Origin of the sequence: Chryseobacterium sp. YIM B08800, assembly GCF_026163565.1 — a bacterium.
Classification (GTDB): domain Bacteria; phylum Bacteroidota; class Bacteroidia; order Flavobacteriales; family Weeksellaceae; genus Chryseobacterium.
The window spans coordinates 1-25157 of record NZ_JAPDKN010000006.1; the positions used below are offsets into that span (position 1 = coordinate 1).

The following is a 25157-nucleotide window of genomic DNA, read 5'->3' on the forward strand; positions in this document are numbered from 1 at the left end:
AAAGAGTAATTACTGGTTGCTCTTTTTTGACAGAATAAAAGTAAAGAAGCTCTTTAATGGTTTGGAAACAGATTACCTCGATGGCTTTCAGTATAAGTTTACCAATGCATGGGAAGATGAATCAGGAAGCATGATAAATGATGAAATGAGATTAAGAATCATCCCTACTTCAGAAGGTTATTTTGATGCATTACGTAACAGGTATTTTTATAACTATACCGATCATCTTGGAAATGTAAGAATAAGCTACAGCGATGCAGACGGAAATGGTGAAGTTACAGGAGATATTGTGGTGAACAATTGTTATGATACTCCCGATGGACAGGTTTGTAATAATTACATCATCACAGGTGAGGCTGAAGGTGTAACGAATTATTATCCTTTTGGTTTGATGCATAATGCACAGACTCATAGTTTTGATAATGCTTATCAGTACAAGTACAACGGAAAGGAACTTCAGGAAACAGGAATGTATGATTATGGCGCAAGGATGTATATGCCGGATATTGAAAGATGGGGTGTTGTAGATCCATTGGCGGAAATTTCCAGACGTTGGAGTTCCTATACTTACGCTTACAATAATCCAATCCGTTTTATAGATCCCGATGGTATGATGAATGAAGATATTGTACGTGGTTCAGATTCAAATTCAGCGGCGAAGGTTCATGAAGACTTTAATGATGTCTTTAGTGACAAAAAGTTTGATTCTTTCCGTGCTTTATTAACTAGAGGCAGCAAAAATGATAAAGCTTCGTTTGATAAGATTGATGAAGGAAAATTTAAAAAGGCAAGTGAAAATTTAAAAGATGATGACCTAGCTTTAGCAACAAGTGTTTACGATGCTATTAATTCAGATAAAGAATTTGTTTTTGAATATGTTGATGATGTAAACGCTAAGTTATCTCCTGCGGGTCAAAAAGTATTTGCAAAATATTCTAGTGATACATTTGGTTACACAGGACCCTCTACTGATATTAAAGGCCAAAGCATTGTTGATGCAGGTAAGGAGGGTTTTGCTTATTCTACAGAAAAAGGAGCTTATGCATTTATCATGAATACTGCTGATACCAATCATTTAGAAGGCAAAAGGTCGTTAACAACTTTCCATGAAGGTTTTGGACACGGTAAGGCATTTTCTAAGGGAACTACAGGAACTATAAATCAGAATAATGCTATAAGATATGAAAACATGGTTAGGCGTGTAATGGGAATTACAACAATGCGTGACGGGACAAATCCAATACATTCAAATGGACAAAAAGTTCCTGATTTCAATAAACAACCACTAATTAAATAATATGAAAACAATTTTTTTGTCAATATTTCTATTTTTAGGTATAATCTCTTATTCTCAAAATAATTCATCAGCTTATTTCAATCCCAAAATTGATAACATAGAAAAAGCATATAAATATTATTTAGCAAACAAAATTTATATTTTTTACGGGACACAATATAAACTACATTTAATTGTAAAGAATGGTGAAAAGTATTATGATCTGAAATTTACAGCTGACAATCCCGATAATAATTATGAATTACAAGATATAACTGTATTAAAGAATAAAGAATTAAGATTATTATTTGATATAGATAGTTATGTTAATCAAAGTATTAGTTTCGATTCTGAATTTTATAAAAAGAATGCAATAAAAACGACAACAGGTTTGCCGACGTATTTCTCATATAATACTCCAGCTAAAAAGCGTTATGGAGAATATTTTTTAACAGTAGGTATCAGTCCTGTACCAATGAGAAAGGAAGTTTATAACTTTCTTGGATTATTATTGTTAGATATGATTAAAAAATAAATTAGCTATAATTATAAGTACAACGGGAAGGAACTTCAGGAAACAGGAATGTATGATTATGGCGCAAGGATGTATATGCCGGATATTGGAAGATGGGGTGTTGTAGATCCACTGGCGGAAACTTCTAGACGTTGGTCACCTTATACTTATGCTTACAATAATCCAATCAGATTTATTGATCCAGATGGAATGCGAATAAGGTGGGCATCATGGGGCGATGTTCAAAATGATGAAGAATTGAGTAAAACATTTTCTTCAAGAAAAGAATATAGAGAAGCACGGAGAGAATTGAAAAAACAATATAGAGAAGTGGTTAATAATTCAGAAACAGCATCCTTGATTTATAATGATTTGGAAAAAGATAGTAAAACCCATACTATTTTTGCAACAAAAGAAAATGGTGGAAGCACTGTTAAAAATGATGATGGAGGTACAACAATAAAAATGGGAATAGGAAATGGCAGTGATAAATATTTAGATGGGGTTTCCAGTCTTGAAGCTAATATTCAAACTACCGTAGCACATGAAGGAGGTCATGCCTGGTTAAAGATGAAAGGTATTGAAGGAGAAATGTCAGCTCCTGATCTAAGCTCAATGCCGGAATTTAAGATATCAGCTTTCAATAGTTATGTGGAAAACAGAGAGCGTAGAGCATCACATATAGAAAATATTATCAGAGGAGAATTGATAAATAATGGAGTTAAAAATATGAAGTTATCTAATGAATATTCAGCACAACTCATGAGATATGATCCAAAATCATTTTTAAAAATGCAATTACAGACTGTTCCGTTAAAATTATTAGAAAATAATCCTTACAATGCCAATGACTACTTAAATAGAGTGTATAAAATAACCGATATAAAATAAGATGAAATATTTATTATTATTAACATTTTTTCTTGTCTCATGTAAAGGCCAGAATTTCGTAAGAAATTTAGATTGCAATGTGATAGAAACAAAAAAAATAGAAGAATTTGACAGAGTATATGAAAACATTACAATGCCGGATAATTATAAAAGTATACTTAATGGTAATGATACAAGTAATAATTATGAAGTTATTTTGTTTATCACAGGAGATAATAGTGATGGAAGAATTACTATTCTAAAAAACAGTGATAAGAAAAATGTTGGTTATAAGAATTATCTTCAAAAAAATCAAAGCTTAAGTTTTAAAAAGAAGGATTTTAAGACTATTTTAGAAAGCTTGGAACTTTTAGATTATGGTTTATATTATGAAAACTGTAACAAAGATACTTCTAAAAATATTTACCTATTGATTGTAAAAAAAAATGGAATTGTAATTTCAAAATATTTAGCATACCATTCATTAAATTTTGAAAAAAATAAGTCTAATAAAAATCTTAATTATTTAAAAAGTATTTTAGAAATAATGTACAGAAATTCTTGGTAGTTAATGCATTGCTTATCACTACAAGTACAACGGTAAAGAACTCCAAGAGACCGGAATGTATGATTATGGAGCGAGGTTCTATATGCCGGATATTGGAAGATGGGGCGTCGTAGATCCAAGAAGTCAATACACCCATGAAGCATACAGCTATGTTTGGAATAACCCTATTACTTTTACTGATCCAGATGGAAATGAATTAATTCTTTCGTTTGCTACGGCAACAGCGGAACAATCTTATAAAGATTTAGTTAAAAATACATTAGGTGGAAAATATGAAGCTGTTTATACCCAAATTACTGGTACAAGTAATTATAAGGTAACTCTCAATATGATTAATAAAGATGCCACTATAACAAAAGAACAGCAAGCTTTCTATGATAATTATAATGCTGTTGTTGGTGCAGATGAAAAAGTCAATCAAAAAGTTGTTGAAAGGAGTATTTATGCAGATATGGGAAATTGGCAAACGGGTGATATTGATATAGCAGATATAGTTGAGCTTGATAAAGCCGGTAAAGGCGGAACAAGTAGTGCTGGAGCTTTAATACACGAACATGTAGAACAGTATGAAAAAAGCAAAATGGGATTGGGTAATGGTGATTTAGGAAAGACTAAATCTGATTCATCAGTTGTAGGAGGAAAGATATACACTGATTATATGAAGGCACACGATAAAGCCTTAAAAGCCGAAGATAAAGTAAATGGAAATACTAGAACTGAAGCAATTAATACAAGCAATAGTAATATTGGGTAGTATTTCAGAGTTAGTGATATTAATTTTCAAAAAATTAAATCATTGATTTTCAATGTTCATTAAAATATAAATAATCAAATCAAGAGTAGGCATTCCCCTACTCTTGTTATTTTTGTAGAAAAAAACACATTTAAATGATTGAAGATCATTCCTCATGTATCAGAGTTAGTGATAGCAAAATTTGTAACAAATGTTATTCAAAAAACATCATTAAAAACGGTACTACAAAAACAGGAAAACAACAGTATTTCTGTAAAAATTGCAAAAACAGATTTATAGAATTTTATAGTTACAAAGCTTATAAAAAGAATATCAATTCGAAAATAATTCAATTGACCAAAGAAGGCTTAGGAATAAGAAGTACAGCAAGGATATTAAAAATCTCAACAACCACTTTACTTAGAAGAATTATTAAAATTGCTGATGCGATACATCCACCTAAAATTTCTTATAATCAATCTTATGAACTCGATGAAATGAGGCTTTTTCTCAGAAAAAAATCAAATCCGCAATGGCTGGTTTATGCAATCAATAAAGAAACAAAGTCAATCGCAGGATTTCATATTGGAAAAAGAACAAGTAAAACCCTAAATTCAGTTATTAAAACTTTACTCTATTCAAAACCCGAAAAGATTTATACCGATAAACTCAGAAACTATCAATATTTAATTCCAAAAGAAATTCATCAAACCAAAAGATTCGTAACAAATTCAATTGAACGAAAAAATTTGAGTATAAGAACTCATCTAAAAAGACTAAACAGAAAAACGATTTGCTTTAGTAAAAGTATTTCAATTTTAACATCTGTTCTAAAAATATACTTTTGAGCATAATGTTCACTTTAGATATCTGTTTTTTATATCTGAAAAAATTTGAGACCTTTTTTACAGATATAAAAAACAGACAGCTAATTTATTTACTCCAGATTTCTCAATTTCACCTCTTTTTTAAGGTAAGTTTTGTAATCTTCGGCAAACATTCCGATGTAGGTTCCTTTTTTAAGGTCTCGGTTAACTCCCGTTTTACCTAAAAGTACGGTTCCGCTTTCGATGGTATTCCCGGAAGCGATACCCACTTGTCCCCAAAGAGTTACCTCATCACCAATAATGCAGCATCCTGCAACGCCAACTTGTGAAGCAATCAAACATTTTTTTCCGATTACGGTATCGTGACCAATCTGGATCTGGTTATCTAAAACAGAACCTTCACCAATAATCGTAGAATCTGTAACTCCCCTATCGATGGTACAACCGTTCCCAATTTCTACGTTGTTTTCGATAATTAAGTTTCCTACAGAGATCAAGCGGTCGAAATTTCCGTTGAGTTTTCTGTAATAAAATGCATCACCTCCTAAAACGGTGTTCGATTGAATGACAACATTATCCCCAATGACAGTTCGGTCACCAATGACAACGTTTGGAAAAATTAAAGTGTTTTTTCCGATGGTAATATTATTTCCTAAAACTGCTGAAGGATGAATTTTTGTTCCCTCTCCTATTTCAACATCATGAAGCGTTTCGGTGAAGTTGTAAATTCTTGTGAAATGTGTATTTATTTTATTGAAATCTCTGAAAGGATCGTGTGAAACCAAAAGCGCTTTACCTTCCGGACATTCTACTTCTTTATCGATCAAGATAATGGTTGCTGCAGAGTTTAAAGCTTTATCGTAATATTTTGGGTGATTGACGAAAACAATTTCGCCAGATTTTACTCTGTGAATTTCGTTGGTTCCCAAAACTTCAAAATCTTCAGAGCCAATGAATTTTGCTCCGATAAGATCTGCAATTGTTTTGAGTTTTTGTGGCTGATGAAACGTCATATTTTTGAATGATGTTTTAGTTTAAATCAACCTTGTCAAGGTTTTGAACCTTGACAAGGTTACTTGATGTTTTGAATGAATTTCGTCAAGATCTGATGTTCTGACAAAATTTGTTTTTCTGTCTACATTGCAGCCCGACCTGAGTGAGATCCTTCGACAAGCTCAGGATAAACTAAAGGCGGAAATTGCTGCCATAAAAATAAAAAAGGCTCCTGAACATCGTCAAAAAGCTTTTATAATAAGAAAGCTGGAAAACTTCACGCTTCCAGCTTCCTGCAATATTTTTTACTTTACTCTTTCTAAGTAAGAACCGTCTTCTGTGCTCACTTTGATTTTGTCACCCGGCTCGATGAACAAAGGAACCATTACTCTTGCTCCTGTCTCAACGATTGCGTTTTTAAGGGCGTTGGTAGCAGTATTTCCTTTTACACCTGGATCTGCTTCTACAACTTCTAGATAAACTGATTGTGGCAATTCAGCAGAAAGTGGAGTTTCGTCTGCCTCTTTTAAAATGATGGTAACTTCTTCACCCGCTTTCATCAGGTTTGAGTTTTCGATCATTTCTTTGTTTAAATACAACTGAGAAAAATCTTCGTTATTCATAAAGTGGAAACCATTCTCGTCATCATAAAGATACTGGAATTTTCTAGTAATAACTTTTACTTCGTCAATTTTGTGACCTGCAGAGAAAGTATTATCGATTACTTTACCGTTGGTTACAGATTTTAATTTTGTTCTTACGAAAGCAGGACCTTTCCCTGGTTTTACGTGAAGAAATTCGATTACTTTAAAAATATCATTGCTGTATTCGATGCAAAGACCTTTTCTGATATCGTTACTTGTTGCCATTAATTTTTATGTATTATTTTCTTTATTTTGATTTGTAGACCTGAAGACTCAAAACTTTTCTTCCAAGCATATCCATTGCATCAACTCTCGGTTTATAAAATGTTCCTGCATCCGTAGAGGTTACAGAACGATTATTAATAACCGTATTGAAATTGATTGTGTTGATTAAAAGCTGGTCTAAATTTTTATTCACTTCTGATGAACTCTTTAGATCTGAATTTAAATTTGAAAAAGATTTTTTTGAATGGGTTAGAATAGAATTTACATTTTTTACCGCCAAAGAATCATTATCTGAAGATGAATTTCTCTTCTGCTGAGCAAAAACAAATGTTGATAAAACTGTAAAAATCAAAACTAAAGTCTTCATTATTTCAAGCTTAAAATTATTCTTTACCTGTTCCGTATCCTTTTACAATACCTCCCGGAGAGTTTTTGATGAATTCTAAGATCTCATCTCTTTCAGCCGTTGGAAGCATTTCTTTTTCGATGTAAACCAATGCCTGTGTAACATTCATTTTCATCTGAAAGATATATCTGTAAATTTTCTGAATTTCAAAGATCTTATCGTTGGTAAAACCTCTTCTTCTTAAACCTACAGAATTGATCCCGGCGTAAGAAATGGGTTCTCTTGCAACTTTAATGTAAGGCGGAATATCTTTTCTGATTAATGATCCACCGGAAACCATCGTATGTTTCCCGATCTTACCGAATTGCTGAACCGCAGAAAGACCACCCATTACCGTAAAATCACCTATTTCAACGTGACCCGCAATTCCACAACCGTTTGCAATAATTACATTGTTCCCGATGATGCAATCGTGGGCTACGTGAGAAGTTGCCATAATCAGACAGTTATCTCCCACTTTGGTGTATCCTAAAGCTTTTGTGCCTTTATTTACTGTCACACATTCTCTCAAAGTAGTGTTGTCTCCGATGATGGTTTGTGTATCTTCTCCATCAAACTTTAAATCCTGCGGAATTGCAGAAATTACCGTTCCCGGGAAAATTTTACAGTTTTTTCCGATTCTTGCACCATCCATAATGGTTACATTAGATCCTATCCATGTACCTTCACCAATCTCCACATCTGCAGCAATTGTTGTGAAAGGTTCTACTACTACATTTCTGCCAATTTTTGCACGTTTATCTACGGCCGCTAATTGATGAATCATTTAGTCAATTTTATTTTTTGCAACTTGAGCCATTAATTCTGCTTCTACCGCTACAGTATCACCAACATATCCGTAACCCTGCATGTGAACAATTCCTCTTCTGATAGGCTCGATTAATTCAATTTTGAAAATCATTGTATCACCCGGAACAACTTTTCTCTTAAATTTCACTTTATCAATTTTAATGAAATAAGTTGAATAATTTTCAGGATCAGGTACGCTTGCCAAAACCAAAATACCTCCGGTTTGTGCTAAAGCTTCTACTTGTAAAACTCCGGGCATTACTGGTTCTTTAGGGAAATGTCCAACGAAGAAAGGTTCATTCATTGTAACATTTTTCAAACCAACCACATGAGAATCAGAAAGTTCAAGTACTTTATCAATTAACAAAAACGGTGGTCTGTGAGGCATCAACTTCATAATTCCATTGATATCGAAAACAGGCTCTTTTGTTAAATCAAACTCAGGAACGTTTTTCTTTTTCTGTAATTTCCACTGACGGTTTAGCTTTTTAGCAAACTGAGTATTTACAAAATGCCCAGGTTTATTGGCAATAACTTTTCCTTTAATTTTAACACCCGTTAAAGCCAAATCACCAATTACGTCTAATAATTTGTGTCTTGCCGCTTCGTTTGGATAGTTTAGATTTAAATTATCTAAAATTCCGTTTGGTCTTATTGAAACGTTGTCTTTACCGAAAGCTTTTTTCAGTTTTTCAGTGGTTTCAGGAGTAAGATCTTTGTCAACGTAAACAATTGCGTTTGAAATATCTCCGCCTTTGATTAAACCGTGATCAAGAAGCATTTCTAATTCATGCAAAAAGCTGAATGTTCTTGCAGAAGAAATTTCTTCCTTAAATTCTGAAATATTTTTAAGGGTAGCATTCTGAGTTCCTAAAACTTTAGTCCCAAAATCTACCATAGTAGTCACTTCGTAATGATCTGAAGGGATAATTGTAATTTCTGAACCTGTTGCCGGGTCGCTGTAGCTCAATACTTCTTTTACTACAAGATATTCTCTTGCAACAGCCTGTTCTACAATACCAACACTTTCGATTGCTTCAACAAAAAACTTTGAAGAACCATCTAAAATTGGAGGTTCTGAAGCATCCATTTCCATAACAGCATTGTCGATGTCGCAACCAACCAAAGCAGCTAAAAGATGTTCGCAGGTATTGATTTTAACGCCAAGCTTTTCTAAAGTAGTTCCTCTTTCTGTAGCCACAACGTAATTTACGTCTGCTTCTACATGAGGTCTTCCTTCAAGATCTGTTCGTACGAAAACAAAACCTGTATTTTCTTTTGCAGGTTTAATGGTCAATTTTACTTCTTTACCAGTATGAAGACCGATTCCAGAAAGAGTAACCTCTTCCTGAAGGGTTTTTTGCATATCACTCATTAGTATGATCTTTTGAGTTATTCTCAAGATTATTTATTCTTTTCGCAAGCTCAGGAAGATTCCTGAAATGCACGTAGCTTCTAAGATAGTCGTTATAACTGATCGCAGGAGAACCATAAACGGTATCTTTATCATTAACACTGGAATTTACTCCACTTTGCGCCTGAATTTTTACCTGATTTCCTATTTTTATATGACCTACGATTCCCACCTGACCGCCAATTTGGTTCCAATCTCCAATCGTAGTAGAACCCGCAATTCCTGCTTGTGCAGCAATTACATTGTTGGCGCCGATTTTTACATTGTGTGCAATCTGAATCAAGTTATCGATTTTTGTGCCTTTTCCGATGGTTGTAGAACCAATTGTAGCTCTATCGATACTGCAATTAGAACCAATTTCCACATTATCTTCAATAATAACATTTCCTAACTGAGGAATTTTTTGGAAACCTTCCGGAGTAGGCTGAAAACCAAATCCGTCACCGCCAATAACGGTATTAGAATGTATCACACAGTTATCACCAATAATGCAGTAATCATAGATTCTTGCGCCACTATCGATTTTACAGTTTTTACCAATCTTCACTCCTTTACCAATGTACACTTGAGGAAAAATCTGTGTACCTTCACCAATTTTAGCCTTTTCTGAAACATAAGTAAAAGTTCCGATGTAAACTTTATCTCCTATAACAGCAGTATCGTGAATAGAAGATCCATCTTCAATACCTTCTTTTTTGCCCTGCATTTCCTGATACAGATTCATTAAAATCTGAAAAGAAAGATAAGCATCTTTTACAGCTATAATAGTAGGATTATATTGATCTTTATTGATAAGGGTCTCGGTAACAATAAGTACCGAACATTGCGAAGTCTCTAAGTGATGCGCAAAACGATCTTGCGCAACAAAAGAAAGATGGCCGGATTCTCCGCTCTCGATCGGTGAAACTCCGGTAATAAGTGCGTTTTCGTCACCTATAATTTTTCCGTCAATAAAACTTGCAATTTGCGAAGCTGTAAATTCCATATTCTGCAAAGATAAGAAATTCTCTTATTCGCAAACATTTTTTAGTTTATGGAATATCGATTTTAATAATATTTAAGAAAAATTAAGCATCACATTCTTGGAAATGCGAGAATATATCTCTTTGTTTTGTGTACGATCAATCCTGATAAAAGCTGATCTTCCGACTCATCCAGTTTCAAAACCTTTCCACTTTTCTGAAGAAGATAAATAGGTTGTTTTTCTGTATCATAAGGAAGTAAACTTCTTGTAATCTGATGAACTAATTCACCACCGTTATCGATTCCAAAAAATTCGTTAGTATTCTTTATTTTTTCTTCAATAAATTTATCATCAAAAGGATGCGATGAGATAATTGTTTTAGGAAAATTACGCTGAATCACACATTTACACCAATAAGCAAGAACAAAGTCTTCTGATTTCTGCCATAATTTCATCGCCTGAACAATATCATTATCGTCAAGTTGTGTAAAACGCTCAACATCTTCATCAGTTGCCGCACTTTTCCCTCTGTTTAAGAAATATTTTAAATTTTCAGTTGCGGGTAAATCGATTCCTTCTGAAACCAGATATTTTGCTCTTTCGAGGATTTTTACCAAAATAAATTCTGCTAAAGCTGCTGTTTTATGGTAATAAACCTGCCAATACATAAACATTCTTGCCGTCAAAAAGTTTTCGATAGAATAAACACCTTTTGCATCAATCACCAGTTCTTCTTCACAGACATTCATCATTGAAATAATCCTTTGTGTATTGATATTTCCTTCTGAAACTCCCGTGAAAAAGCTATCTCTGTTTAAATAATCTAAACGATCGACATCCAACTGCGAACTGATAAGTTGATTAAAAAATTTTCTGTGATATTTCCCCTGAAACATTTCTATCGCTGTTGATAACTGTCCGTCAAATTCATCATTCAGCCTGTTCATTAATAATAATGAAAGATTTTCGTGATGCCAATCATCCATCAACATACTTTCCAGAGCATGAGAAAACGGGCCGTGACCAATATCGTGCATCAAAATTGCCAACATCGCCCCTTTTTCCTCTTCCACAGAAATGGCAACTCCTTTTTGCTTTAAAGTTTCCAAAGCAGTAAACATCAAATGCATCGCGCCAATTGCATGATGAAATCTTGTATGCGTTGCTCCAGGAAAAATTAAATTTAAAAGCCCGGTTTGAGAAATCCTTCTTAATCTTTGGAAATAAGGATGTTCGATAACATCAAATAAGATTTCGTGAGGAATTTTGATGAAACCGTGTACCGGATCGTTGATGATTTTAAGCTTATTCTGCATGGAAATATTCTGAGACTATTGCAAAATTAGGTTTTTAAAGTCAATTCAAAGAAAACAGCTGATTATTATTTTAGAATATAAACATTAAAATTTGTTTACAAATCGCAGTATTTATCTTATCTTCATGCAATAATTTGAGATAAAAATCTTTAACTAAGATTTAACTTTTAGACCCCTTATTTTGTGAGGTTTTATAAAGTTTTGGTCGCAGTTTTGATACCATATTTCGCATAAAAAATAAACTTATATGTCAAACAAAATATTATGGATTGATGATGAAATAGATTTACTAAAACCCCATATCGTTTTTCTTGAAAAGAAAGGTTACGCTGTAACTCCGGTGAACAACGTGAATGAGGCTTTAGAACTTATTGATTCTGAAAAATTTGATTTAACGTTAATCGACGAAAATATGCCGGGAATTTCCGGTCTGGAAGCAATCCCGATGATTAAAGAAAAAGACAATTCTTTGAAAATCGTGATGGTAACCAAAAGCGAAGAAGAACATATCATGGAAGAAGCTATCGGCTCGCAGATTGCAGATTATATTTTAAAACCTGTAAACCCTAACCAGATTTTGCTTTCATTGAAAAAGAATCTTCAGGAAGAAAATTTGGTTGAGCAGAAAACAATTCTTCAATATCAGCAGGAATTCAGAAACCTATCAATGGAACTTTCTTATCTGAGAACGTACCAAGATTGGGCAGAATACTATAAAAAAATCGTGAATTGGGAGCTTAAATTTGATAAAGTTACCGATAATGAGTTTGCAGATCTTCTTCAGTCGCAAAAAGAGGAAGCCAATATTCAGTTTGCAAAATTTATCGAAAACAATTACGAAGACTGGTTGAATGGTTCAGAGAAACCAATGATGAGCCATACTTTATTTAAAGATAAAGTAAAACCAGAAGTTGAAAAAGAAAAAGTTCTTCTTTTGATGATCGATAATTTAAGATACGATCAATGGAGAGTAATCGAGCCTCTTTTCACCAAATATTACAATAAAGTTTCAGAAGATTATTATTACAGTATTCTTCCAACTGCGACACAATATGCAAGAAATTCTTTTTTTGCAGGACTTTTGCCTTCAGAAATTGAAAAACGTTTCCCAGAAAAATGGTTTAATGACAATGAAGAAGGAAACAAAAATGAGTTTGAGCGCGATTTCTTAGAAGATCAAATGAAAAGAGTTGGTTTAAGTTCTAAATCGATGAAATATCTAAAAGTCTTGAATGCCGATTTTGAAAGAAAAATCTATGACGACTTCAATCAGCACAAAAACAACGATCTTTTGGTAATTGTTTACAACTTTATCGATATTCTTTCGCATGCAAAAACCGATAATCACATTGTAGATCAATTAATAAGAGATGATAAAACTTTCAGATCATTGACTTCAAATTGGTTTGAAAACTCTTCATTAGTTAAAATCATTAAGCTTGCTGCAGAAAGCGGATTTAAATTGGTGATTACAACCGATCACGGAACCGTTTATGTAAAAAAACCAAGCCGAGTTGTTGGTGACAGAGAAACCTCAACCAACATCCGTTACAAAACAGGAAAAAGCTTAACGTATGATGATAAAGATGTTTGGGCAGTGAGCAATCCTGAAAAACTGTTTTTACCTAAAGGAAATCTGAGCTCAAAATATATTTTTGCCAAAAACAATACATTTTTAGCCTATCCTAAAAACTACAATCACTTTGTAAATTATTATAAAGAAACTTATCAGCACGGCGGAATTTCTTTGGAAGAATGTATTATTCCTATTAGTATTCTGGAGCCGAAACAATAGTTTTTATTCTATATTTTTTTCTCAGAAAAAATACAAAAGCCTCTTCAATATCTGAAGAGGCTTAATCATTAATATGGATTAGGTAATAATGATTTATGAAAAAAAAACTACTTCTTGATTATTTTGTAAACTTGGCTTTGTTGTTTTGAACTAACTTTTACCAAATAAACACCTTCTTTCAGCTGAGATATATTGAGTTCTGCATTTGCAGAATTGGGCTGAAAATTCATTAATGTCTGGCCTGTAACGTTTGTGATTTCTACTTTTTCGATTTCATTTTTAGCCTTGATTTTTAAAATTCCGCTTGTAGGGTTTGGTGATAAAGTCAATTCAGGAATGGCTACAATATCATTCACCCCCAAAGTTACCGATTGGCAAGAAGACGTTTGTGTACAACCTGCAAGTGTAATAACTACCGAATAATTTCCTGCTGTACTAGGCGTAAAAGACTGTGCAGTTGCTCCTACAATATTACTTCCGTTACCGCAGTTTACCCATTGATAAGTTGCTCCTGTTTGTGTAGCTGTAAGTGTAGCTCCGGAAACTGTAACTGTATTATTGATATTTGGTGTCTGAAGAGAAGTTGCTCCTGAAATAAAGTTGGAAGTTGTACCATTTAAAACAAAGTTGTTTAAAGTACCTGTATAAGATCCCGCAGTACTATTTATAGAAGTTACGGTAGTATTATTTGAATTTACGGTTCCTTCGTTCATTTTAAAATAAGCTACTAAATTTGCAGGTGCTGTACAAAACTGATAATTTATATTGGCTTGAATTTCTGCCAATGTAAGAGCTTTATCCCAAACACGAACTTCATCTATACTTCCATTGAAAAATCCTCCAAAACTTGGATTAATTCTTCTTCCGATAATCATATTGGTAAGAGACAATGTATTGGTTGCAGTACTAATATCACCTTGTGTATCTAGACTTCCGTCTACATACAATTTATATTTATTGGTAGACAAACTGTTGTCATAGGTTACAGCAATATGGTGCCAGTTTCCGTCGCTAAGAGTAACGGTACCGTTTATTCCACCTCCTTTGTTTTCAATTCTCAACTTATATAATCCGCTCACATTATTAATCCTTACAGTAAATCTTCCTCCGTTTACATTGTCAGATCCCCAAGTTGTCACCAAATTTTCACCCGACGTAGTTGTTGGCAATTTTATCCATGCTTCTACTGTACGAGGCGCATTTCCTAAAACTCCGGGATAAGTGGTTTGAATATAATCATCGGTTCCGTCAAAATGAAGAGCATTCTGCTGAGCATTTACTCCAGAAACTGATCCTAATAAAACGGTAAATAATGTTGCAAATTTCACTTTGCTCTTAAGTAGATTTTTATACATATTTAGAATAATTTTGTTTTGCCTAAATTACATTTCGATCCAAAAGCAGAAGTGTAATCTCGTTGCAAAAACTATCATTCTCGTTGCAACCCGCTTATTTAGTGGTATGTATTGGGTGTTTTGCCAAAATACTCTTTAAAACACTTGGTAAAATAAGAAGGTGTATTAAATCCGGTCATATAAGCTACTTCAGAAACACTATAATCTTGCTTTAAAAACTCTGCAGCTTTTTTGAGTCTGTAAATTTTAATAATTTCTCCTGTAGGAATATTGAACATCATCTTTACTTTTCGGTGAAGACTTGTTCTGCTCATAGATAATTCAGAAGCTAGCTCATCAACGCTGAAATTATTGTCATCTAAATTTTCATCAATGATTTCATAAATTCGATTAAGAAATTCCTGATGCAGATTCTCTGTTACATCGGGTTGTTTTGTTTCAGGTTCCACAATATTTGCTTCGGGTTGCAAAAAGTTTTTCTGAAAATATTCATATTGACGGTTCTGCAAATTCAACAGATTTTCTATTCTTAATTTAAGTTCATCTATACTGAAAGGTTTTACTATATAGTCGTTGGCTCCAAGAGAGAGACCTTCAAGTTTGCTTTCAGAGTCTGCTTTTGCCGTGAGCATAATGATAGGAATGTGATTGATATTAACATCTGTTTTTACAGCTTTACAAAACTCAAAACCATCCATTTCGCTCATTGCTACATCACTCAGAATAAGATTCGGCATTTTTTCAAGAGTAATTTCTAGTGCTTTTTTGCCATTTTCCGCAGTTAAAACATGATATGAATCTGCCAAATTTCCTGCAATAAACTGCGCCAACTCTTCGTGATCTTCCACAACGAGTATTGTCGCTTTGTCTTCTGAATTATTTTGTGAATCTATTTTTTTAACCGATTGATCTTTCTGAGATTCAAAAGGAAGCCAAATTGAAAACGTAGTTCCTGAAGGATCTTGAGTAGAACTTTTCATATTGATCGTTCCATGATGCAGATCAACAAGCTCTTTCACAAGCGAAAGTCCCAAACCATTTCCCTGCAACAGATCTTGGTTGGAGCCTTTAAAATATCTTTCAAAAATTTCCAGTTGTTCGTTTTCAGGAATCCCGGCTCCGGAATCGATAACCTGAATAGACAAACCATTCTTTTCTTGATGTACTTTTACTGTAATCGCATCCCCATTTTCACAAAATTTAATGGAATTTGAAATCAAATTATATAAAATGCGGTCTAAAGTATTGATCGAAAATAAGAATTCGGCTTTTTCCGGAGATTCTAAACTAAGTGTAATACCCTTTTCGTTAGCGGTTTCTAAAAAAGCATTCACAATATTGGAAATGACAGGAACCACATCGCCCCATACAAAATGAGGTTTTAAAACTCCTGCTTCAAGCTTAGCTACATCAATTAACTGATCGGTAAGATGGATCAAACTGTTTGTATTTTTCTTAATTGTACCAAATAGCTTTTCTTTTTCATCCTGAGAATCTACAGACTTCAGCTGTTCTGCAGGTCCTACAATCAAAGACAACGGAGTTCGGAATTCGTGAGCAATATTGGCAAAGAATTTTGTCTTTATTTTATCGAGTCTGCGCAGTTCCTGAGCTTCTTTTTGCTTTAGCTTTATTGAATTTTTAATAATTTCCTGATTAATTTTAAATCTTACAAACCAAAAAATACCGCCAATCAATGCAATTAAATAAAATATTATCGCCCACCAAGTTTTCCACCAAGGCGGCGTTACTTTTATTGTTAAAGATTTGATGAGGTTGCTCCAATTCCCTGTTGTGTTGGTAGCATTTACCTCGAAAATATACGTTCCGGGCGGAAGTTTTGTAAAAACAGCTTCTGTATTATTCCTTGCAAAAATCCATTCATCCTGATACCCTTTCAGGCGATAACGATACTGAATTTGTTGAGGTTGGTTGTATTGAAGAGCCGCAAAACTTATAGAAACCGTATTTTCGAAATACTCTACAGAAAGTTCTTTAATTTGGTTTACAGGATTCAGGTTTCTTTCGGCAAGATTGATTTTCTCATTATTAAGCGTAATTTGTGTAATTGCTGTAGGAGGAGAAAAATTATCTTTCTTAATATCTTCAGGATTGAAAACTACTCCACTTTTAGCACCACCAAAAGCCAATTTTCCATCGGGAAGCATCAATTGATGAAACCTGTTAAATTCAATATTTTCTAAACCATGAGAACGGGTAAAGATTCTTAGTTTATATGTTTTAGGATCAAATTTCAAAAGCCCTTTATTGGTTCCCATCCATAAATTCCCGGATTTATCAGGAAGAATAGAATAGATTACATTATCGGGAAAACCTTCTCTTCCGGAAAATATTTTAACCTTATTATCATTTTTATTAAATTGAATCAGTCCGTCGTTGCTCCCTATCCACAAAATATTATCATTTTTAGGATCAGGAGTAAGAGAAATCAAATGATTGACCGGAAAATCTTTCGTATTATTTTTTATATAATCAATTTTCTTTGTGCCAAAATTCACTTTAATGATACCGTGAGATTCTGTTGTAACCCAAAGGATTTTTGTTTTTTGGTCAAAATAAATATTCGTTGGAGTTATATTAGATTTAAATTGATTTGATGAAAATAAAAGTTTCCATTTTGGTTGATCGAAAATATAAATATTGTTAAGATCATCAATTACAATCGGTGACTCACCATAAAGACTGATTCCTTTTATAGGAGCAAAACTTTCACTTTTTAATTCAGGTAAACGGAAAATTTTCTTCTGCAGATGATCATAATAAGAAACAATGCGATTTAGGGCAATCCAGTTTTTATTTTGTGTTGTTACGGATCTAAGGAAATAGGAAGAAGGTAAAACTCCGTTCCTGTCCTGCCAATTATAAAAATTGGAAACGGAAACTCCATAATAATTTTTTAAGAGATCGGTGGTGAAATCTTTCTCAAAAGAAAAAGACTGAAAATCGAGTTTAGGGTCTATTGTATAAATTCCTTCCGCATCTCCGCCAATCCATAACAAACCAGAATTATCAACAAGAAAAGCTTGCGGCGGTCTGTTTTTTTCTAAATTGAGAGCAGCCGTTTTTCTAAAACCTAAAGCATGATCATAACTATAAATAGTATGATCTGCAACAAAATATTCTTTACCTTGAGAATCTGCACTGAGCAATTTAATATTATAAATAGGCAAAAACGGCAGTTTTTCGTTTCTGAAAGCTCTTTTCTTAGGATCAAAAAAATAAAACTTTTCTTTATCTGCCCACATTAATTCCCCATTTTTTCTTTGATGAAATAATGCAGCTTCTTTATTATTTTGCTGAAGTTTATCAGCAAACATAGTATAAGGAATAGGAATATTTGTAAATCTATTCGTTTTTTTAGTAAAAATCTTGAGGTTTTTCTGCGTTAATATCCAGATATTCTGTTTTTTGTCTTCTAATATATTATAAATGATCTCATCAGAATGAAGGTTTAGGTTTTGGCGTTTCAAAATTTTTCTTTGAATATCGAAGCTAAAAATTTCATTTGCTGAACTTTTAAACCACAAAAAGCCATCCTCCGTTACCAACCAAGATTTGCGATGAATAGCAATGTTATTTTTATCTAAAAAATCTGCATCAATAATATGATTAATCTTTCCGGAATTTATATCAAAATAGTCGATTCCTGCAGTTTCGTATTTTATCCAAAGACCATTTTCGCTGCTTTTTCTTAAATAATCTACCGTATTTGAAGCTAAAGAATTTTCGTTGTTAAAATGATGTTGAAAAGTTTTAAAATTTTTCCCATCATATCGGGAAAGCCCGTTTCGGGTTCCTATCCATACAAAACCTTCGTTATCTTGTTCCAAAGCTGAAACAAAAGACTGTGGCAAACCTTCATCCACAGACAAATGCCTTATATTTTGAGAGAAAAATATTTGTAAACTAAAAATAAAAAAGAGAAGAAAAAATTTAACTTTAAACATACAAGCCATTCATTATTTAAATTCGCAATATACTTATTAAAAAAATGTTTTTTCTACAGAGTAACTCAAATATCAATTCATATCTGTTAATTAATTTAATTCACAGGGTTTTGGTATTTAATTTGAAATAATTTTTTTACCCTAAATAAATATAATTATGACTAAAAGCATTTTGGCAGCTTCGTTTGTTGCGGTATTAACTTTAGCAGCGTGTAAAAAAGAAAACAAAACAGCAGAACCCGCTTTAGGCTCAGATTCTATCATGAGTTCTCCTACAGATTCTACCAATCAATCGACAAGTGATTCTTTGGCAAGTAATAAAACAGAATCTAACTCTGAAATTATTAAAACTACTCTTTCTGATAAAGATGGAAAAAAATTAGACGTAACATTTAACAACACAAAAAATACGGCTACTTTAGTATTTAATGGTGAAACGATAGAATTGGAAGGTCAAAAACCGGCATCAGGAATCTGGTATAAAAATGACCATTACGAATTACGAGGCAAAGGAAATGAAAACGAACTTCACAAAGACGGAAAGTTAATTTTTAAAAGCAAAAAATAAACAAGTTATGAATGTCGGTACAAAAACCGGCATTTGTTTTTATAACTTTGCTTTTATATTTATTTTATGAGATTAATTACCTACAACGTCAACGGTATCAGAGCCGCTTTTACCAAAGATTTTTTAGGATGGCTGAAAACTGCAGACCCGGATATTATCTGCATTCAGGAAAGTAAAGCAGGAAATGACCAAATTGACATCGAGAGTCTTGAAAAAGCAGGATATCACAGTTATTGGCATTCTGCACAGAGAAAAGGCTACAGTGGAGTCGGAATTGCATCTAAAACAAAACCCAATCATGTAGAATACGGTTGCGGAATTGAAAGCTATGATAACGAAGGAAGAATCATCCGTGCAGATTTTGACGGATTTTCAGTAATTTCTGTCTACGTTCCTTCTGCTTCTAATATTGAAAGACTGGAATTTAAAATGCAGTTTTGCCATGATTTTTTAGAGTATATTAAAAATTTAAAGAAAGAAATTCCGAATCTTATTATTTCAGGAGATTTTAATATTTGTCATCAGGCGATTGACATTCATAATCCTGTAGGTTTGAAAAATACTTCGGGCTTTTTGCCAATGGAAAGAGAATGGATGACCAATTTCATCGAAGAATGCGAATTGATTGACAGTTTCAGGTTTTTTAATAACGAACCGGACAATTATACCTGGTGGAGCTACAGACAAAATGCAAGAGCTAATAACAAAGGCTGGAGATTAGATTACAACTTTGCTTCTTATTCTTTAAAAGATAAACTCAGTAGAGCGGTTATCTTAAAAGAAGCCGTGCATTCTGATCATTGCCCTGCTTTGATCGAGTTTAACCTCTAAAAAAATAAAAGCCAGCTAAAATTTAGCTGGCTTTCTAATTTAAATCATAAATTAATCGACAATTTCATATTCCACCGGAATTGTACCTCTATCGGTATTTCCGATTTCATCGAACGCGGCTTTAGACATATCTAAAACTCTTGATGAATGGAAAGGCCCTCTATCATTAACCGTTACAATTACCTCTTTTCCATTATTCAGATTGGTTACTTTAATTTCAGTACCAAAAGGAAGCGTTCTGTGCGCTGCAGTAAGTTTTGAATTATCAAAAATCTCACCGCTTGCTGTTTTTCTACCGTTAAATTTATCGTGGTAGTACGATGCATAACTTGTTTTCTTCGCATCTACAGTATTATTCGTAAATGAATAAATACCTAGTGTTGAAATCATCATTATGATTACGAGAATGAATCTTTTCATCATTTTGAACTTTTACTTGTTTGACGAGGCAAAAGTATACGGAAACTTTTTAGCTACCTATTTTAAATGTTAACAAACGTTAAGTAAAACTTAAATAAAACTTAATTAATCTTATAACTGCCTATAAATAGGGACTTTAAATCATAGTGTTAAAAAATGTTAAAAAAAACACATAAATGTTAATATAATTAACTAATTGATGCATAATTCAGTATTTGTTAAATATCCATATATCTGCAAATCAATAACTTAAATGATTTTTAAAACTTATAAAAATCGTTGTAACTAATTAAAAAAACATTCTACTTATTTGTAAATCATAAAATGCTATGGAAAAATTAAAAAACAATAAAATCCTGCTTATTCTTGTTTTGACGGTGATTTTAATAGGAATATTTTCTGCTGGAAAAGAATTTGGACACTATCTTTTTCAAAAATTTAACTAAAAGCAAAACCTTAATTTTACCGAAAATAAAAAACCAATGAAAAAAATCATTGGTTTTTAGCTTTTTATCTTTAAGCTTACACAAGTTCTCCGTACAAATCAAATTCTTCTGCTGAAGTAATTTTCACATTGGCAAAGTCACCAATAGAAATGTAAGTGTCTTCTGCAGAAACCAAAACCGTATTGTCTACATCCGGAGAATCGTATTCTGTACGACCAACGAAATAGTTGCCTTCTTTTCTGTCGAAGATACATTTGTAAACCTCCCCGATTCTCGCCTGATTCTTATCCCAAGAAATTTGCGACTGCAGTTCCATAATTTCTTCTACTCTAGCTTCTTTTACTTCCTGCGGAATATCGTCTTCCAAAACGTAAGCTCCTGTATTTTCTTCATGCGAATAAGTGAAGCATCCTAATCTGTCGAATTTCTGCTCTCTTACCCATTCTTTCAATTCCTGGAATCTTTCTTCCGTTTCACCAGGATAACCTACAATTAGAGTCGTTCTGATTGCCATATCCGGAACTTTCTCTCTGAACTTGTCTAATAAAGCATTTGTTTTTTCGTGCGTTGTACCTCGCTTCATCGATTTCAACAAATCTGAATTGATGTGCTGAAGCGGAATATCTATATAATTACAAACTTTCGGCTCTTCACGGATAATATCTAAAACATCTTCCGGGAAACCGCTTGGAAAAGCATAATGAAGACGAATCCATTCGATTCCTTCTACTTTTACCAATTCTTTTAAAAGTTCACCTAAAGCTCTCTTTTTATAAATATCTAAACCGTAATACGTTAAATCCTGAGCAATTAAAATCAATTCTTTTACTCCTACTTTGGCTAATTTCTGAGCTTCTTTTACCAACTTCTCAATCGGCGTAGAAACGTGACCTCCTCTCATCAAAGGAATTGCACAGAACGAACAAGGTCTGTCGCACCCTTCAGAAATTTTAAGGTAAGCGTAATGTTTTGGGGTAGTTGTTAATCTTTCACCAACCAATTCATGTTTATAGTCTGCTCCTAAATGTTTCAACAAAATCGGAAGATCTCTCGTACCAAAATATTGGTCAACATCAGGAATTTCTTTCACCAAATCCGGTTTATATCTTTCTGAAAGACATCCTGTAACGAAAACCTTCTCAACTTCGCCTCTATTTTTGGCTTCAACAAAATCTAGAATAGTGTTAATCGATTCTTCTTTTGCATTATCGATAAAACCGCAAGTGTTGATTACTACGATATCTCCTCTATCTTCGTGCACAACTTCTTTTCCGTTGGCTTTCAGCTGGCTCATCAACACTTCAGAGTCGTAAACGTTTTTGGAGCATCCCAACGTGACGATATTTATCTTTTTCTTACCTACAGATTTTGTGCGCATTTTATATTGAATAATAAGTAATTAGTAATCAGTAATTTTTGTGGGTGCAAATTTAAGAATAAAAAAAAGAACCGATGATTCGGTTCTCTATTTATATTGATTATAAACAATTAAAAGTTTTTATCGGCAAAAGAAGGAGAATCTTTATCTTTTTCAGATAGAATCATATCTTTTTCATCCAGCTTCCAATCTATTTGTAAATCTTCATCATTATATTTAACGCTTCCCTCAGATTCTTTATTATAAAAATTATCGCATTTGTAAGCAAAAACTGCAGTTTCGCTTATGACGGAAAAACCATGCCCAAAACCTCTCGGTACATAAAGTTGAAGTTTATTTTCTGGAGTAAGCTCTATACCAAACCATTTTCCGAAAGTTGGAGAATCTTCTCTAAGATCAACTGCAACATCCCAAACTTTTCCTTCTAGGCAAGAAACTAGTTTCGCTTGTGCATGCTCACCTTTTTGTAAATGCAAACCTCTCAAAACACCATAAGATGATTTTGAAATATTATCCTGTACAAAATGACCATTCATTCCGGTTAAATCTTCAAACTTCTTTTCGTTAAATTTTTCAAAGAAATATCCTCTGTCGTCTTCGAAGATTGTTGGTTCTATAATGTAGCAGTCTTTTAAAGGGGTCGTTTTTATTTTCATTTTCTATACAGTCTTATTAATTTAAAGTAAATATTAATATATCTCCAGGTAAAATATTTGATTCATATCTTTTGGAAGATAATAAATTTTCTTTTTTACCTGTTGTATTATTTACTCTACTTAATTTCTTTTTAATCTTATAATCAAAATTTAAATTTTGAGTTAGAGATTTATTCTGAACAATTATAAATTTATTTTTACCATTTGACATGAAAGAAACAATTGCATCTTTTCCATTGGTGGAAAATGTTTGAAATTCTTTGGGAATTGATTTAAGCTTAACCGTGCCAAAAGGAATTTGGTTACCAATATGGTAAATTTGATTTACTTTGGAGTCTAAAAAAACCCAAGCCAATTTCTGTATTTGTTTATTAACTTTTTTTACTAAATTATATGTAGATGTTGGATTACCCAAACCATCCACAATGGAATAACCATACTTTTCTTTCACCCAATTATCTTCGTAAGTGAGTGTCCAATAGGTAAAATATTGTAAAACTTGAGCTCCATAAAGCAAATTGCTGAATTGCTGAAGTTTCAGACCTGATAAAGTAGGTTGTAGATAGTTATAATGAACTGTAGAACAGGCAAAAGCCCAAAAAGGTAAATTACTTTGATTACTAATATTTCTAATGATCTCAAGGTTTTCGTACCAATTTTCTCTAATCTCATTTTTGACAATCGGATAATGATCAAAAGAAATAAATTGCACCGGAACCTGCTCAACAAAATTTTTCACATATTTTTCATAAGACAAACCATCTATTACTTCTCTGGGAACATAATTTGGATGTAGGTTAATATAAATAGCATGCTTATTATCAAGTTTCCGTATATCTAAAATATTTTTTTGTAAACCAGCAAATAAATTTGGACTAGGTTCATCAGCAAGAGCATATCCATATAATGCGGGATGGTTTTTAAAAAGATTAACAACGTTTTCAATGCCAATATTTAAAGCTCTAATATTAATTATCAGTTTTGTACCAGCAGCCTGTGAAGCATTAAGTGCTTTGATAGCATCTTCTTTAGAAGTATACACAGTATAACATATATTAATACCTGCGCTTTTCATTCTAATAAATTGTTCTTTTGTAGAAAATCTTCCAGGTGGTACCCCATGAAATGCGAAAATAGGAATTTCTTTATTTTGGGAGAGCGATAGGTTGAAAAATAAAACAAAAAAAATAAAAGTAAAACGCATAAACATTATAAAATTATTTTGATAATTTGATATTGCAATCAATTACTATTAAAAGTAAACAATACTTTAACTGTTCTAAGTAAAATTTTAAGATCTAAAAGAGGGGTATAGCTTTTAATATAAAACAAATCATACTCTAATTTTTTAAGATTATCTTTTGGTGTTGCTTTAGGGAGGTTTACTTGGGCCCATCCCGTGATACCAGGTTTTACTAAGTGTCTTAAATCAAAAAAAGAATTTTCATCTACAGATTCTTTCACATATTTAGGTCTCTCAGGACGAGGACCTATAATGCTCATATTACCGTTCATGACATTAAATATCTGAGGTAATTCATCGATTTTAGTTTTTCTAAGAAATTTACCTACGGGAAATATTCTATCATCTTTTTCTTTTGTAAAATCTCCATTATGTTTTTTGGTCATTGTACGGAGTTTATAAATTTTAAATGTTTTAGAATTCTTTCCCACTCTTTCTTGAGTAAAGAAAACATTTCCGGGGGAACTAAGAAAAACACCGATACAACCTAATAAAGTAATGATTAACGCAAATGGTAAAACAAGAATACAGATAAAAATATCAATAAATCTTTTAAATGCAAAGTCATATCGATCCAAACCTATTGAAAAAACATCATCAGCTAAATACTGAAATGCATTGAGTTTCACCAAAGGAATTCTACCATTGATCCTTTCATAGAATTCATGTACCTCAAAAACTTTAATGCCTTTAAGTTTAGCTTCTATAATATCATCTGTTACTTTCTTCGGCAAATAATTTAAATCGGACGTTTCAATAACAATAGTTCTAACGTTTAATTTGGAGATATACTCTGAAATTTCTTTTTTATCAGTCTGAGAATTGAAAAAAACACATTTATAAGACTTACCAAAGTTAGCCTCAGTAAAAATTTTCTCCGAGATATTACTAACATTTACAAAGAGGTATCTTTCAGAAATTCTTGAAAGAGTTAAATAGTTTTTCATGCTTACGACCA

22 protein-coding genes and 1 pseudogene are annotated in these 25157 nt (G+C 32.8%); 9 read left to right on the forward strand and 14 right to left on the reverse strand.

All coding sequences use genetic code 11. From position 1 onward, the window contains the following. From OEW74_RS03090 to OEW74_RS03115, 6 genes and pseudogenes are all read left to right on the forward strand, one after another. Positions 1 to 1297: RHS repeat-associated core domain-containing protein (locus tag OEW74_RS03090; RefSeq protein ID WP_265427102.1), on the forward strand; the 1297-nt coding region annotated here is incomplete at its 5' end. Position 1298: 1 nt separating this feature from the next. Further along, complete coding sequence (locus OEW74_RS03095; RefSeq protein WP_265427103.1) at positions 1299 to 1811, forward strand: hypothetical protein; 513 nt, start codon at positions 1299 to 1301, stop codon at positions 1809 to 1811. Between the two features lie 3 nt (positions 1812 to 1814). Next, a pseudogene (locus OEW74_RS03100) lies at positions 1815 to 2004 on the forward strand (RHS repeat-associated core domain-containing protein); the annotation flags it as partial. A 678-nt stretch (positions 2005 to 2682) separates the two neighbouring features. Then, positions 2683 to 3228, forward strand: coding sequence for a hypothetical protein (locus OEW74_RS03105; protein WP_265427104.1), 546 nt, complete (start codon positions 2683 to 2685; stop codon positions 3226 to 3228). A 7-nt stretch (positions 3229 to 3235) separates the two neighbouring features. Beyond that, positions 3236 to 3982, forward strand: coding sequence for an RHS repeat-associated core domain-containing protein (locus tag OEW74_RS19630; protein WP_322645504.1), 747 nt, complete (start codon positions 3236 to 3238; stop codon positions 3980 to 3982). Positions 3983 to 4116: 134 nt separating this feature from the next. Further along, complete coding sequence (locus OEW74_RS03115) at positions 4117 to 4809, forward strand: IS1 family transposase (protein ID WP_265427105.1); 693 nt, start codon at positions 4117 to 4119, stop codon at positions 4807 to 4809. Between the two features lie 89 nt (positions 4810 to 4898). On the opposite strand, the gene OEW74_RS03120 is transcribed toward OEW74_RS03115, so the two are convergent. From OEW74_RS03120 to OEW74_RS03150, 7 genes are all read right to left on the reverse strand, one after another. Beyond that, positions 4899 to 5801: an LpxD N-terminal domain-containing protein gene (locus tag OEW74_RS03120; protein ID WP_265427106.1), complete on the reverse strand. Its 903-nt coding sequence runs from the start codon at positions 5799 to 5801 to the stop codon at positions 4899 to 4901. A 285-nt stretch (positions 5802 to 6086) separates the two neighbouring features. Continuing rightward, complete coding sequence (gene efp, locus OEW74_RS03125; RefSeq protein ID WP_143883968.1) at positions 6087 to 6650, reverse strand: elongation factor P; 564 nt, start codon at positions 6648 to 6650, stop codon at positions 6087 to 6089. Positions 6651 to 6672: 22 nt separating this feature from the next. Continuing rightward, positions 6673 to 7017, reverse strand: a complete 345-nt coding sequence (locus tag OEW74_RS03130) for a hypothetical protein (RefSeq protein ID WP_265427107.1) — start codon at positions 7015 to 7017, stop codon at positions 6673 to 6675. Positions 7018 to 7033: 16 nt separating this feature from the next. Then, entirely contained in the window at positions 7034 to 7822 is a 789-nt protein-coding gene (gene lpxA, locus OEW74_RS03135; protein ID WP_219242615.1) for an acyl-ACP--UDP-N-acetylglucosamine O-acyltransferase, read from the reverse strand. Beyond that, positions 7823 to 9220, reverse strand: coding sequence for a bifunctional UDP-3-O-[3-hydroxymyristoyl] N-acetylglucosamine deacetylase/3-hydroxyacyl-ACP dehydratase (locus OEW74_RS03140; RefSeq protein ID WP_265427108.1), 1398 nt, complete (start codon positions 9218 to 9220; stop codon positions 7823 to 7825). Then, positions 9213 to 10244, reverse strand: a complete 1032-nt coding sequence (gene lpxD, locus OEW74_RS03145; protein ID WP_265427109.1) for a UDP-3-O-(3-hydroxymyristoyl)glucosamine N-acyltransferase — start codon at positions 10242 to 10244, stop codon at positions 9213 to 9215. The genes OEW74_RS03140 and lpxD overlap by 8 nt, the downstream gene beginning before the upstream one ends. 89 nt (positions 10245 to 10333) lie before the next feature. Continuing rightward, positions 10334 to 11539 (reverse strand): HD domain-containing protein, encoded by a 1206-nt coding sequence (locus tag OEW74_RS03150; protein ID WP_265427110.1) that lies wholly within the window; start codon positions 11537 to 11539, stop codon positions 10334 to 10336. Positions 11540 to 11786: 247 nt separating this feature from the next. Here OEW74_RS03150 and OEW74_RS03155 point away from each other — a divergent pair, with 247 nt between their 5' ends. After that, on the forward strand, positions 11787 to 13334 hold the full coding sequence (locus tag OEW74_RS03155) for a bifunctional response regulator/alkaline phosphatase family protein (protein ID WP_265427111.1): 1548 nt from the start codon (positions 11787 to 11789) through the stop codon (positions 13332 to 13334). A gap of 107 nt (positions 13335 to 13441) precedes the next feature. On the opposite strand, the gene OEW74_RS03160 is transcribed toward OEW74_RS03155, so the two are convergent. Further along, positions 13442 to 14689, reverse strand: coding sequence for a LamG-like jellyroll fold domain-containing protein (locus tag OEW74_RS03160; RefSeq protein ID WP_265427112.1), 1248 nt, complete (start codon positions 14687 to 14689; stop codon positions 13442 to 13444). Positions 14690 to 14787: 98 nt separating this feature from the next. After that, positions 14788 to 18576, reverse strand: coding sequence for a hybrid sensor histidine kinase/response regulator transcription factor (locus OEW74_RS03165; RefSeq protein WP_265427179.1), 3789 nt, complete (start codon positions 18574 to 18576; stop codon positions 14788 to 14790). Positions 18577 to 18814: 238 nt separating this feature from the next. Between OEW74_RS03165 and OEW74_RS03170 the strand changes: the two genes are divergently transcribed. Both OEW74_RS03170 and OEW74_RS03175 read left to right on the forward strand, forming a co-directional pair. Continuing rightward, positions 18815 to 19225, forward strand: a complete 411-nt coding sequence (locus tag OEW74_RS03170; protein WP_265427113.1) for an MliC family protein — start codon at positions 18815 to 18817, stop codon at positions 19223 to 19225. 66 nt (positions 19226 to 19291) lie between these two features. Further along, positions 19292 to 20056: an exodeoxyribonuclease III gene (locus tag OEW74_RS03175; RefSeq protein WP_074231443.1), complete on the forward strand. Its 765-nt coding sequence runs from the start codon at positions 19292 to 19294 to the stop codon at positions 20054 to 20056. 51 nt (positions 20057 to 20107) lie between these two features. Here the strand turns inward: OEW74_RS03175 and OEW74_RS03180 are convergent, their stop codons facing one another. The 5 genes from OEW74_RS03180 to OEW74_RS03200 form a co-directional block, all read right to left on the reverse strand. Continuing rightward, positions 20108 to 20479 carry a septal ring lytic transglycosylase RlpA family protein gene (locus tag OEW74_RS03180; protein WP_265427114.1) on the reverse strand — a complete coding sequence of 124 codons (372 nt, stop codon included), beginning with the start codon at positions 20477 to 20479 and terminating at the stop codon, positions 20108 to 20110. Between the two features lie 519 nt (positions 20480 to 20998). Next, positions 20999 to 22300 carry a 30S ribosomal protein S12 methylthiotransferase RimO gene (gene rimO, locus OEW74_RS03185; RefSeq protein WP_265427115.1) on the reverse strand — a complete coding sequence of 434 codons (1302 nt, stop codon included), beginning with the start codon at positions 22298 to 22300 and terminating at the stop codon, positions 20999 to 21001. Between the two features lie 110 nt (positions 22301 to 22410). Next, positions 22411 to 22956: a dTDP-4-dehydrorhamnose 3,5-epimerase gene (gene rfbC / locus OEW74_RS03190; RefSeq protein WP_265427116.1), complete on the reverse strand. Its 546-nt coding sequence runs from the start codon at positions 22954 to 22956 to the stop codon at positions 22411 to 22413. Between the two features lie 16 nt (positions 22957 to 22972). Continuing rightward, entirely contained in the window at positions 22973 to 24166 is a 1194-nt protein-coding gene (locus OEW74_RS03195; protein ID WP_265427117.1) for a hypothetical protein, read from the reverse strand. A gap of 32 nt (positions 24167 to 24198) precedes the next feature. Next, positions 24199 to 25146 (reverse strand): sugar transferase, encoded by a 948-nt coding sequence (locus tag OEW74_RS03200; protein ID WP_265427118.1) that lies wholly within the window; start codon positions 25144 to 25146, stop codon positions 24199 to 24201. Between the last annotated feature and the right edge of the window lie 11 nt (positions 25147 to 25157).